Origin of the sequence: Enterovibrio norvegicus (assembly GCF_002876705.1) — a bacterium.
Lineage (GTDB): Bacteria > Pseudomonadota > Gammaproteobacteria > Enterobacterales > Vibrionaceae > Enterovibrio > Enterovibrio norvegicus_B.
The window spans coordinates 71347-84021 of the sequence record NZ_MDAG01000024.1; the positions used below are offsets into that span (position 1 = coordinate 71347).

11 protein-coding genes are annotated in these 12675 nt (G+C 48.2%); 7 read left to right on the forward strand and 4 right to left on the reverse strand.

Translation table 11 applies throughout. The annotated features are described in order from the left end of the window. Nucleotides 1-49: 49 nt before the first annotated feature. Nucleotides 50-925 (reverse strand): formate transporter FocA, encoded by an 876-nt coding sequence (gene focA / locus BCT27_RS14175; RefSeq protein WP_102319181.1) that lies wholly within the window; start codon nucleotides 923-925, stop codon nucleotides 50-52. A 316-nt stretch (nucleotides 926-1241) separates the two neighbouring features. Continuing rightward, nucleotides 1242-2993, reverse strand: coding sequence for a 30S ribosomal protein S12 methylthiotransferase accessory factor YcaO (ycaO, locus tag BCT27_RS14180; protein ID WP_102396071.1), 1752 nt, complete (start codon nucleotides 2991-2993; stop codon nucleotides 1242-1244). 290 nt (nucleotides 2994-3283) lie between these two features. Between ycaO and BCT27_RS14185 the strand changes: the two genes are divergently transcribed. Next, complete coding sequence (locus BCT27_RS14185; protein ID WP_102396072.1) at nucleotides 3284-4444, forward strand: tetratricopeptide repeat protein; 1161 nt, start codon at nucleotides 3284-3286, stop codon at nucleotides 4442-4444. 14 nt (nucleotides 4445-4458) lie between these two features. Here BCT27_RS14185 and BCT27_RS14190 read toward each other — a convergent pair whose 3' ends face one another. Then, nucleotides 4459-6111: an ABC transporter substrate-binding protein gene (locus tag BCT27_RS14190; RefSeq protein WP_102396073.1), complete on the reverse strand. Its 1653-nt coding sequence runs from the start codon at nucleotides 6109-6111 to the stop codon at nucleotides 4459-4461. Nucleotides 6112-6464: 353 nt separating this feature from the next. On the opposite strand from BCT27_RS14190, the gene BCT27_RS14195 reads away from it, so the two are divergent. The 4 genes from BCT27_RS14195 to BCT27_RS14210 all read left to right on the forward strand — a co-directional run bounded on the left by BCT27_RS14195 (nucleotide 6465) and on the right by BCT27_RS14210 (nucleotide 9709). Further along, nucleotides 6465-7235 carry an ABC transporter ATP-binding protein gene (locus BCT27_RS14195; protein ID WP_017008585.1) on the forward strand — a complete coding sequence of 257 codons (771 nt, stop codon included), beginning with the start codon at nucleotides 6465-6467 and terminating at the stop codon, nucleotides 7233-7235. A gap of 114 nt (nucleotides 7236-7349) precedes the next feature. After that, nucleotides 7350-8114 carry a transporter substrate-binding domain-containing protein gene (locus BCT27_RS14200; protein WP_102319185.1) on the forward strand — a complete coding sequence of 255 codons (765 nt, stop codon included), beginning with the start codon at nucleotides 7350-7352 and terminating at the stop codon, nucleotides 8112-8114. 160 nt (nucleotides 8115-8274) lie between these two features. After that, nucleotides 8275-8976, forward strand: coding sequence for an ABC transporter permease (locus BCT27_RS14205; RefSeq protein WP_102319186.1), 702 nt, complete (start codon nucleotides 8275-8277; stop codon nucleotides 8974-8976). Nucleotides 8977-8986: 10 nt separating this feature from the next. Further along, complete coding sequence (locus BCT27_RS14210) at nucleotides 8987-9709, forward strand: ABC transporter permease (RefSeq protein ID WP_017008582.1); 723 nt, start codon at nucleotides 8987-8989, stop codon at nucleotides 9707-9709. A 170-nt stretch (nucleotides 9710-9879) separates the two neighbouring features. On the opposite strand, the gene xthA is transcribed toward BCT27_RS14210, so the two are convergent. Beyond that, a complete protein-coding gene (gene xthA, locus BCT27_RS14215) occupies nucleotides 9880-10686 on the reverse strand; it encodes an exodeoxyribonuclease III (RefSeq protein WP_102396074.1) in 807 nt (268 codons plus the stop codon). 242 nt (nucleotides 10687-10928) lie between these two features. On the opposite strand from xthA, the gene BCT27_RS14220 reads away from it, so the two are divergent. Further along, on the forward strand, nucleotides 10929-11360 hold the full coding sequence (locus BCT27_RS14220) for a hypothetical protein (protein ID WP_017010852.1): 432 nt from the start codon (nucleotides 10929-10931) through the stop codon (nucleotides 11358-11360). Nucleotides 11361-11565: 205 nt separating this feature from the next. Continuing rightward, on the forward strand, nucleotides 11566-12534 hold the full coding sequence (locus BCT27_RS14225; protein WP_102396075.1) for a glutathione S-transferase family protein: 969 nt from the start codon (nucleotides 11566-11568) through the stop codon (nucleotides 12532-12534). The last annotated feature ends 141 nt before the right edge of the window (nucleotides 12535-12675 follow it).

Genomic DNA, 12675 nt, shown 5'->3' on the forward strand with positions numbered 1-12675 from the left:
AGTAGAAAAGAAAATATAGAGATTCGCGTCGCTTGAGTTCAGCTATGAATTAGCTGTGACTTTGTTCGCCACGAAGATGAATCAGCCAGTAAGTCATGCCTACAAGTAGGCCACCACCAATGATGTTACCGATGGTCACTGGAATAAGGTTATTCAGGATGAAGTTGCTCACCGTTAGGTCGGCGAAATCTGCTGCACTATACCCTGTTGCTGCCCAAAATTCAGGGCTCGCGAAGTTATTAATCACGATACCCATCGGGACCATGAACATGTTTGCAATGCTGTGCTCAAAGCCTGCTGCAACAAACATAGCAACTGGAAGCATCATCACGAGAATCTTGTCTGCGACACTGCGGCATGAATATGTCATCCAAACAGCTAGACAAACCATTAGGTTACACAGGGTGCCGAGAACAACCGCTTGAACAAAAGTGTGGTGCAATTTGTGCTGGGCAATTTTCATTGCGTTAATGCCCCAATCTCCATTGCCTGACAGATGTTGGCCAGCTAGCCAGATCATGACAACAAAGAAGAGTGCACCGACCATGTTACCGAAGTAAACAGTGACCCAGTTGCGGCCCAGTTGTGCCCAAGTAATTCGATTATTGGCTTTTGCGACAGTCGTTAATACGGTAGAGGTAAAGAGTTCACCGCCACAAACAACAACAAGAATAAGGCCGAGACTGAAGGCGATACCGCCGACAAATTTGACGAGACCCCAAGGCGCATCACTCGCACCAGCGGTCACTGTGGTGTAGAAAACGAAAGCAATAGAAATGAATACGCCAGCAGTGATGGCGAGGATAAAAGATTGGAAAGGCGCTTTAGTTGCCTTGTAAACCCCGACATCTTCAGCTTTTTGCGCCATGGCTGGCGGCATCAGTGCGTCAAAAGGGTTGGTTTGAGTCTTCACGATAGTACCCACTGGTCTCCAAATTTCGCTGAAAGAATAGTACCAGAGGCTTGTTCCATCAAAATTGATTTAGATCATTGTTGTGAAATTTTATAACATTTAAAACGGCTATTTTTGGCTTAAATTTTCTATATTATTGATTTTATTAAATATAAAAAATTTAAACATTCTCAAATAAAATTGAATTGTAATTAAATTACGTACTTTAAGGGAAGGAAACGTCGGCTTTTGGTTATCAATGTTGCGGGAAAGCATTGCAATCAACCGCTTATGAATGCCTCGGTGTGAGGCCATTCATAAGCCGAATGATTTGCTGATAGTTCTCTTATTAAGACAATGTCGCCTTGGCGATTTGTAGCTTGTTATAAGAGCCAAGCAGCTTTTGGTGGGCGTCAAATGCAGTGAGATCGGCATCTGGTGCGGTTAAACCAAAGAAGCGAATGTCACCTGAGATAGAATCCCAAACGGCATCCGTGGTTTCTTCACCGTATATAAAGCCAAATGCCTGACGGTATTCCGCAGGATCACGGACATCGTCTTGCGCAAGCTCTAGGCTCGCAATGAGGCAGCGCATGAAGATGGCGCGCGGTTGGCTATAAATAGTGGCGTTGTAATCCAAGCTCCACACTGCGAAGTCTTGTGCAGATTCCAAATCGCCCATTGCCAGTGCCAGCAGACACTTCAGTTCACCAATGGTAAGGGATTTCCACGCAGTGTTTGCATCAGGGGCGATACCCATCAATTCACACACCATGTAGCTGTCATCGAAATCCGCCATTTCGAGCACATCAAACAAGAACTCGACAGACTCATCGCTGTATTCAGACGCGAGCAGCATCGACAAGGCATCACGTAGATCCGTACCACGGTTGTTGTTACACAGCTGAATTTCTTCTGGTGGGTAAATTTCTGACCAGCCCGGTACGATCACGCGACAACAATTCACATCAAGGTGGGTGTAATCGGCGATGTAAGCATCAGCATCTTCTGCATGCAGTTTGCCTAATAGCCAATCGCATTCTTCTTGTGACGTGCCTTCGAAGTTCCAATCTGCAAATTCAATGTCAGCAGTGGCTTTGAACATGTCCCAAGAAACTGTGCCTGATGAGTCAATGAAGTGGGTTTCAAGGTTGTGGTGATCGGCCACATCTTCATCGTGGAAAGACGGTGCTTCGAACACATCGAGATCTTTTAGGCTGCGACCTTGAAGCAATTCCGTGACGGTACGCTCAAGTGCGACCTGAAAACGTGGGTGTGCGCCCCAAGAGGTAAAGCAGGTGCCGTTCGTTGGGTTAAACAACGCCACGCAAATGACAGGGTACTTACCGCCCAGTGACGCGTCATACGCAACAACCGGGAAACCTTCGGCAATCAATGCATCAATGGATGCTTGAACCGATGGGTAACGTGCCATCACGTCTGCTGGGATTTCTGGCAAGCTAATGCGCTCTGCGATAATGCGGTTTTTGATCGCGCGCTCGAACACTTCAGACAGCGCTTGGCTGCGTGCTTCGGTTTGTGTGTTACCTGCTGACATGCCGTTTGACACATACAAGTTACCGATAACGTTCATTGGCACATACACGGTGTGTTGGTCGCGTTGACGCTCAAAAGGCAGGGCACAAATGCCGCGTTCTTCGTTGCCCGATTGCAGGTCAATCAGCTCGCTTGCTGCAAGTGTATCTTCTGGATCATAGAATGCTGACATGGCGTCATCCAGCAAGCCTTCTGGCAAGCTGTCATCATCCGTCAGTGGAAACCATTTCTCGTTCGGGTAATGCACAAACGGTGCGTTGGCAACGTCATCACCCATGTAGAAATCGGCGTAGAAATAGTTACAAGACAGACGCTCAAAATACTCACCTAATGCAGAGGCTAATGCAGCTTTCTTGCTCGCACCTTTACCGTTGGTGAAGTTCATTGGCGCGTCTACATCGCGGATATGAACCGACCAAACATTGGGTACTGGGTTTAGCCAAGAAACAGGTTCAACGTGGAAGCCATGCGCGGTGAGTTTTTCTTCAAAGCGATTGATGGATTCTTCCAGTGCGGCATCTTTACCAGGGATATAGGTTTTCATGGGAGTCTCAGTCTCATAAGGGGATGGCGAGTATAGCCCGAATCAACGTGCTTCAGGAAAAATATCTTACGACACGCAACACAGTTGTTAGCCTTGTGTGAAGGAAGAAAAGGAAGGACGGGCTTGGGGAATTCAAACAAAGGCATCACGCGGAATTGTTCACTTTTACGCCTATTTTTCTCCTAAAAATGAGGATTGTTGCTTCCTTGCAAAAAATCGACGTTAAAACGCACGGATATTGACCAATCTGCGTTATAGTCGATTTATCAGATCGTTAACGGCTAAGGGATATGAAAGGGTTCGGTATTGCTATCCTCTTTATGAGTGCATCATTTTCGGTGGTTGCCAGCGATCCTGATTTAGCCCGTCATCTCACGCGTATCGAACAATTGCTGTCGAATGAGCAATATAAAGACGCGTCCAATTTAGCCAAGGCGCTTGTTCCTGATAACGATGAGCAAAAAGCCCTGCATCAACGCCTTCTTGGGTTTATCTACCTGCAAGAAGGCGACCTCGACCGCGCGTCTCTCGCCTATACCAATGCCGTGAAGTACAGCAAGTTGCCACCAAGCCTTCGGCAAGATGCCTTGGGTGCGTTAGTGTCGATTTCCATGAAGCGCAGCAGACCCGATGTCGCGGTGCGATATGGTCAGCTTTATCTTGAAGAATTCCCGCCGTTCCAGCCTGTAGAGCAGCTGTATACCCGTGCTTTGTTTGCGGAACAGTACTATGACCGTGCGCTGGAACAAGCCAACGCGGTGATTGCGCGTTATGCCGATGCCCCAGAGTTTATGTGGCAGATAAAGGCGTTGAGCGAAGAGCAGCTGTTTCAAGATCGCGCACTGATCAATACCACGCGAAATATTCAAGAACGTTACGGCAATGATATTCGCTGGCAACGCAAGCAAGCTGGGGCGTATGCACGCTTGGGCCAATTGCGACAATCGCTGCGTTTGTATCAACAAGCCAAAGAACAAGGTATGGCGCTGACGGGGCAAGATTATCTGGATATGGCGCATATTTCTGCGCAACTGGGTAAAGCATCACAAGCCGCGCAATGGCTATCAAAAGGCGTAACAGAAGATGGGGCGCTGAATGACAGAGAAACTCAAAAGCGCCAATTGCAGTACTTGATGCAGGCTTCCCAATGGGGAGATGCATGGGTGATTGCGGCGCAATTGAACGAAGAGCCGGAATTGTCGCTGCTCAAAGCGCAGTGCCGTATTGCCTCTCAATTGCAGCAATGGCCAGATGCTGCGGATTTAGCGCAGCGTGCTATCGCCATGGGCGGCGAAGATGATCCTTTCTTGTGGGAGATTCTTGGTTACAGCGCAATGAAAATCAACCAGTTCGATGTCGCACGCAATGCGTATGAAACCCTCAAGCGCTTAGAGCCTGACGGTGATGCGGATGTGTGGCTGAAAACCCTAGAATTGTTGACCACAGAATAAAGCGAGTATCTTCTTTACTCGCTTACTCGCGCTTCGGTCGGGTACAAATCCAGCAACTGAATCAAACGCATTCTCTCTGTCGGCCAAATGGCCGGCACGGCGGGTTTCCCTCTTTCTGTGTGCCATCCTCTATAGCGCGTTGACGTGTATTCAACGGTTTCAAGTTTGTAGTAGAGCGGCACGGTGATTTGTTGTTCTGCAATGCGCAGGTGCAGTTTATTTATCACATCGCGCTGGGCACTGGGTGTTGTTTGAAGAAGGAAATCACTCAGCAAGTTATCGATCACTTCATCTTTATAAAAATGGTGCGCGTAACGCGGTGAACTTGGCGTTTGATAATCACTGTTGAAGGCTTCGTTCAAATAGAGAAAAGGTGTGTTGCCAGACGGATAGTTCGTAATGCTGATGTCGTAGTTCGCCAGCGCCATGTCTTCGATGTATTTCGGGTAAGGCAATTCTTTCACTGACACTTTTAAGCCCGCCGTGCTCATCATTTCGCTGATCACATTGGCGGCTGACGTGAAATCACTCCACCCCGATGGGGCGATGATCGACAGCTCAAGGGGTTTACCCGAGGGTAATTCGCGATAGCCGTCGCCATTCGTATCAGCCAGTCCCATTTCATCGAGTAAGCGCTGTGCAACCTTGGTGTGGTTGCGAATGTAGTAAAGGTGTTGTTCAGCGGCTGATGGGGCAATCCAGTCTTCAAACTTCGATTCCACACCACTGGCAAACATGGCTTTTTGGCCCTGACCAAAAACGGCAATATCAATGAGCAATTCGCGAGACAAGCACATGGACACGGCGCGACGAAAACGCACGTCATTAAACACGGCTTGGGTGTCGGGGTTTGCGTGTTTGAAGTTGAACAGCAAACTCACGATCGTTGAGGGCTGGTGGTAGTAATGATAATCACGGGAGTAAGAGGCGTAATTACGTTCAATGTCTGGAATGAACGCGCTTGCCCAATCAAACTCACCGCTGCTGAGGCGAGAGATCAATTCGTCGTTCGTTCTGACGGTGGGGTAGCGAATGCAATCGACCTTCAATGCATCTTGCTGCCAGTAATGGGGATTGCGGCATTGAACAATGTTATTGCTCGTAAAGGCTTTGATGGTGGTGAAAGGGCCTGTGCCAACAGGGTCTTGGTTTAGGTAACTTTCCTTGCCTTGGATGGTTTCCCATTTGTGCTTGGGCACAATGATGGCGTCTGCTAAACGTTCTGCGATTTGCGCGTTAGGCTGACTTAACGAGACGTACACCTCATTTTTACCACGTTTTTCGACACGTTCGACCCACTTACCCAGTGAATTGTAATCCAGTTCTGGTTGTTTATTCAGCAGAGACAAACTGTAGACGACATCATCGCTCGAGAATGGTGCACCATCAGACCAAGTGATCCCATCACGTAAATACAGGGTGATGCCTGTTAAATCAGGCGAGAGGACATAGCGTTCAGCCAAACGAAAATGGGGCGTGCCGTTGTCGAACACCATGAGGGGTTCATAGACAAAGTCATGAGTCGTCGCCAACGTATCGCTGCGAAATGGGTTGTAGTTACGCACGAAACCATTTGAGAGCTCAGGGATGATTGTCAAAGTATTGGGCATTGCAGCGCTGATGGTAGGCACCAGCACGAAACACAAGGTCAAAAAGCGCAGCAGCATGAATCTCTCAGTATTGAATTTAAAGAGTATTTTTCACCGATTACACCCTACACTAACCCTAACTATGCATCAATGATATCGACGCAGTGCACAAAAATGGCTCTGAGTATTTATGCGATTTATATGACTTAAATATTAATTTGTTGAAGGTTAACAAATTGTTGCTGATGGAAGTGATGGATGTTATTTTCAAATAAATGGGCTTCAGCAGTGGAATGTGTTGTAACACGCAAGAAAGTTACAACTTCATCAAGCTAGCGCTGACTCTCAAAAGTGAATAGACAAAATAACAACAACACACAGCCGAATGTGTGCACATTGAACGTGCAAAAAGAATGACAGGAGTCAGGCGCATGAGCGAAGCAGTAGCGCTGCAAATTAAAGACCTTCACAAAACATTTGGTCAACATGAAGTATTGAAAGGGATCTCTCTCGACGCTAACGGCGGCGATGTTATTTCTATTATCGGCTCTTCCGGTTCAGGTAAGAGTACGTTTCTTCGCTGCATTAACCTCCTCGAAACACCTACCAGCGGTGAAATTTGGGTCAATGGTGAATTGATCGAAATGAAGCCAGGGCGTGGCGGCATTGCTGTGCCAGTGAGCGACAAGCAAGTGCAACGCATTCGCTCTCGTCTCGCGATGGTTTTCCAAGGGTTTAACCTTTGGTCTCACATGACGGTGATGGAAAACGTCATCGAAGCCCCTATCCATGTTCTCGGCGTACCGAAAGCAGAAGCCATTGAACGCGCAGAAGCGTATTTGCAGCGTGTTGGTTTGTACGAGCGCCGTGATTATTACCCCGGTCACCTTTCTGGTGGTCAACAGCAACGCGCTGCGATTGCACGTGCATTGGCGGTAGAGCCAGAAGCCTTGCTGTTTGATGAACCCACCTCTGCACTCGACCCTGAGTTGGTCGGTGAAGTACTGAACGTGATGAAGATCCTTGCAGAAGAAGGGCGCACCATGTTGGTTGTGACACACGAAATGGCGTTTGCCCGTGATGTGTCTAACCATGTGATGTTCTTGCACCAAGGCCTTGTTGAAGAACAAGGGCACCCTGAAAAGCTATTCAGCAACCCTGAGTCAGAGCGTTTACAGCAGTTTATATCGTCAATTTACTAATTATCCGTTTGTGTTTGCTAATACTAATAGAGAGTAAATCAACACAAATGTGACAATACGGCGGATGGCGATGGAGTTTTGCCGTCCGTGTTAAGTACCTAAGGAGACATTAAGATGAAAAAGTGGTTAGTTGCAGCTGCAGTAACAGCAGCACTTGGCGCGACAGCAGTTCAAGCTAAAGATTGGACAGATGTTCGCATCGCTGTTGACGTTCCTTACGAACCATTCGAATACAAAGCGCCAGATGGCACCTTGACGGGTTTTGAGGTGGATTTGGGTAACGCTGTGTGTGAAAACGCCAAGCTCAACTGTAGCTGGGTCGTTCAGGCATGGGATGGCATCATTCCAGGTCTTAAAGCGCGTAAGTATGACGTTATTTTCTCTTCAATGTCGATCACCGAAGAGCGTGCGAAGCAAGTTGCTTTCACTAAGCCTTACTACAACACGCCAAGCGGTTACTTCGCACCAAAAGTATCAAACCTAAACCCAAGTGATGTTGCATCACTGAAAGGTAAGCGTATTGGTGTTCAGCGCGGTACGATCCAAGACAACCACGCAACGGATACCTTCGGTAAAGTGGCTGAGATCAAGCGTTACACAACCGGTGATGACTTGGTGCTGGATCTGCAAGGCGGTCGTCTTGACTTGGTTCTGATTGATTTCCCTGTGGGTGAAGCGGCGATTTTGGGTGCATCTGACGGTGCTAACTTCAAAACCGTTGGCGAGAACATCCAACTGGGTGGCGGTGTAGGTGCTGCAATGCGCAAGCGTGACAAAGACCTACTGGCTATCTTCAACAAGTCACTGGATGAAGTAAAAGCAAATGGCACGTACGAAGAGATCATGAACAAGTACTTCAAGTACGACATCAAAATGTAATGACTCTCTAATGTGGGCGAAGGTTCAGCGAGAACGTTTGCCCACATGCTAAAGCAATACCCTGCATGTCAATGATATGCAGAATGTTCCAAAGGGAGCAGGACGTGCTCCCTTTTGACCGATTGGGTGTCTATCGGTTTTTTACGTGCAGGAGGAAAGGATGTTAGATCTGCATGGTTACGGCCCTTCCATATTTATGGGCGCAATTCTGACCGTTGAGCTTGCGGTGCTTTCAGCAGTGATAGCATTGGCGCTTGGATTGGTCACGGCAATGGCGCGTCTCTCACAAAATCGCATAGCACGTGGCGCAGCAACGGTATATTCCACCGTGGTTCGCGGCGTGCCTGACTTGGTGCTGATGCTGCTGATCTTCTTCGGCGTTCAGATCATGCTCAACAACTTTTCTGATTGGCTTTATGACAGCTTTGAAATCGACGTCTTTTTTAACGTTGATGAATTCACGGCAGGTGTGTCGACCATTGGTTTTATTTTCGGTGCGTACATGGCGGAAACCTTCCGCGGTGCATTCCTTGCGGTTGACCGTGGTCAGCTTGAAGCGGGCACTGCGTATGGCATGAGCAATTGGATGGTTTTTCGTCGCATCATGTTCCCTCAGATGATGCGCCATGCTTTACCCGGCATTGGTAACAACTGGCTCGTGTTAGTGAAAACCACGGCACTGGTTTCTGTGATTGGTCTGGCGGACATGACACGCCTTGCGAAAGAGGCGGCGGGCGCGGTGAATGAACCGTTTAAATTCTTCATCCCGGTTGCCATCGTGTATCTGTTGATCACCTCGGTGTCGGAACTCGGCCTTAAGCGTCTGGAACGTAAGTTCAGTGCTGGTGTGGTAAGAGGCTAAGGAGAGCGGAATGTTAGAATCACTGTATGCCTTTCTCGATCAGAACGAGATTTTCACCTCAACCACCATTGTTCACTATTGGAGTGGTTTGACGGTGACTGTTCAATTGGTTGTGCTTTCCTTGTTTTTAGGCTTGATTTTATCTGTGCCTTTGGCGGTAGCAAGAACCTCTAAGAACCCGTGGATTAACCGCCCAGTGTGGGTTTACGTTTACATCTTCCGTGGCACTCCCTTGCTGCTCCAGCTGTATTTGATTTACTACGGCGTGGCGACCATCGAAGGCATTCAACAGTCCATGTTTTGGGCGGTGGTTGAAGATGCGTTTTACCCGTGTTTGCTTGCGTTTGTGCTTAATACCGCGGCTTACACCACGGAAATCCTACGTGGATCTATGATGGCGACGCCTCGCGGCGAAATTGAAGCAGGTATGGCCTATGGCATGTCACGCTTCACGATTTTGCGCCGTATCATCCTACCATCGTCTTTCCGTCGCGCACTGCCTGCGTACAGCAACGAAGTCATCTTCATGCTGCACGCCAGCTCAATAGCCTCGGTCGTTACCATTATCGACCTCACAGGCGCAGCACGAGACATCTACGCGCGTTTCTACGCCCCGTTTGATGCTTTCCTGTTTGTGGCTGCGATCTACTTGTGTCTGACGTTCACGATTGTGTATGGCTTTAAGCGTTTGGAGAAACGCTGGCATAGACATTTGAGGCCGTTGGAGTCGTAAGAGCAGGTCCTAGGAATAGAAATAGGTCCTAGGTGCTAGGAAAAGCAGGTCCTAGGAAGAGCAAAAGCATAAAAAAAACCGCCTTGAATGGCGGTTTTTTATTTCTGACTTTTGAGGTTGAGGCTCTGCTCTTCCCTAGGATCTAGGACCTGCTCTTCCCAGGACCTTCTTTATCTAAATTCCGCCCAAATCGGCGCGTGGTCTGATGGCTTTTCAATGCCGCGCAGTTCGTAATCAATGCCGGTATCAATGCACTTCGCCGCGAGAGGGGCGGTAGCCAGTACCACATCGATGCGCAGGCCGCGGTTGTCGTCAAAGCCGCGTGAGCGGTAGTCGAACCATGAGTACTTATCGTCTGCGTCTGGGAATTGCTGGCGGAAGGTGTCCACAAAGCCCCAATTCATCAAGGTCGCGAGCATTTCACGCTCTTCCGGTTGGAATGAACACTTACCGGTTTTCAGCCAGCGCTTGCGGTTGACGTCGCCGATACCGATATCAAGATCGATAGGGCTGATATTGATGTCGCCCATCACAATCACGTTTTCGTCATTGGTATGTGCGTTGTTAAGGTAGGTCATCAAATCTTTGTAGAACTTAATTTTGGCAGGGTACTTGGTCTCATGGGCAATGTTTTCGCCCTGCGGGAAGTAACCGTTTAGCACCGTCACTTCACTGCCGTCATCTTGCTTGAAGGTTGCCATGATCATGCGGCGTTGTGCGTCTTCCTCGTCCGTTGGGAAGCCTTTTTGCACCTTGATAGGTTCTTGCTTACACAACATCGCTACACCGTAGTGGGCTTTTTGGCCGTGAAAATACACCTTGTAACCCATGGCTTCGACGTCTTCTAGCGGAAATGCTTCGTCGTGTACTTTGATTTCCTGCAAGCCAATCACATCCGGTTGGTGTTTTTCGATGAGGGCTTGAAGTTGATGAAGGCGGGCGCGTAGGCCATTGATATTAAATGAGATGACTTTCATTCGCTTTTTCTTCTCTTTGTTTGTGAAATACGTCGAGCGATCCCCAGTGTACCGCATATAAACGCATTTGGGCTGAGAAAACAGTGAGTAAGACGAAGCTTCTGTGTCGACATAGAAGCAAAATCTCTTGGTTGCAACTATGCTGTAAGCAAAATCATGCGCTTAATAGAGATTGATTGGCAATCAACGCGTTACTCGCAAATTCTTTGTTGTGGTGTTTCACGACGTGAGGGAGGCAGTTAATGAGAATAGTGACCTTGTTTAAAGCCAGCTTGGTGGTGCTAGTGACAGCGATGTTGTCTGGCTGTGGGGAGTTTGGCGACTTCACCACTGAGCAAATATGCAAAGCCAGTATTGCCGCGATCAAGAAGAAAAGCCCAACCGTGATGACCGTGGATAAAGTGGTCGTGGAAGCCGAAACCGAGCTCGACATTTATTACATGTCTTACCGACGTCCTGATGACGGTGGCAAATGGCACGTTCGCTGCAAAGTGAATAAGACCCGCGCAATATGGTCTCAAAATGAAGGTCGCTGGCGTGACCAAGCCCAAGACCCAACGATTCGCTTTGTGATTGATGGCGATGAAATCACCATCAACGAATCCTATCCAGATGGCAGTGCTGCCAGCAACGTGACATTCAATATTAGCTACCTTGGCGGTAAGCAAAAATAGACGCGTTGACCATTCTCCATCGGGCTGCATTTTTGCAGCCCGATGTGTTTCTGCCGCAATAAACGCCGTTGATGTAATTTGAGTGGGTGTCTAATTTGGCGATGCATCTTGTTCAAAAAACTAGAACAACACTAACAAGTTTCTCATGCCGACATTCTGTGCCTTACTTTTTATACTTTCTCCATCGTGTTTAAGGAGAAACATAATGGGTAAGTTAGTCGACGGCGTTTGGCATGATGTTTGGTATGACACCAAAGCGTCGAACGGGAAATTTGTTCGAGAAGACGCGGGTTTTCGTTCGTGGGTAACACCCAATGGCGAGGCAGGACCTACGGGTGATGCAGGGTTTTCTGCTGAGTCTGGTCGATACCATCTTTATGTTTCTCTCGCGTGTCCTTGGGCGCACCGCACGCTGATTTTCCGCAAGCTCAAAGGGCTCGAATCACACATTGGCTTAAGCATCGTGAGTGCTGACATGCTAGAAAGCGGGTGGGCATTTGATGAATCAGAATCGCTTTACGGTTTTGATTTCATGCATCAGCTTTACACCAAAGCCAAAGGGGATTACACCGGGCGTGTCACCGTGCCAGTGCTTTGGGATAAAAAGACAGAGACCATCGTGAGCAACGAGTCGTCTGAAATCATTCGTATGTTCAACACGGCTTTTAACGATGTGACAGGGAATACTGATGATTATTACCCTGATGCGCTACGCAACAGCATCGAAGAGTGGAATGCGCATGTTTATCCCAACGTGAATAATGGGGTATACCGCTGTGGATTCGCGACGACACAAGAGGCGTATGAAAGCGCGTTTGATCAACTCTTTGCTGCGCTAGATTGTCTTGATGCGCATTTGGCGACACATCGCTTCCTGACGGGCGGACGTATCACAGAAGCGGATTGGCGACTGTTCACCACGTTAGTGCGTTTCGATGCCGTGTATGTGGGTCACTTTAAGTGTAATCGTCAACGCATTGCGGATTACTGCAATATCTTCAATTACATGAAAGAGTTGTATCAAGTGAAAGGTGTGGCAGACACCGTGAACATGGATCACATCAAACGTCACTATTACTTTAGCCACGCGACCATTAACCCAACGCGCATTGTGCCAAAAGGGCCAGAGCAGGATTTGTGGACGCCGCACGGTAGAGAGGCTTTAAGTATCTAAGCGTTCAAGCATCTAGGTAGCCAAGCATCTAGGTATCCCAGAACCGACGTCTTAAGCAATTCGGCCAATGTGATGATGCCTAAACGCAAAAAAGCCAGCTCAATGAGCTGGCTTTTGCAAAGATGGTGGTGGGAGAAGGAT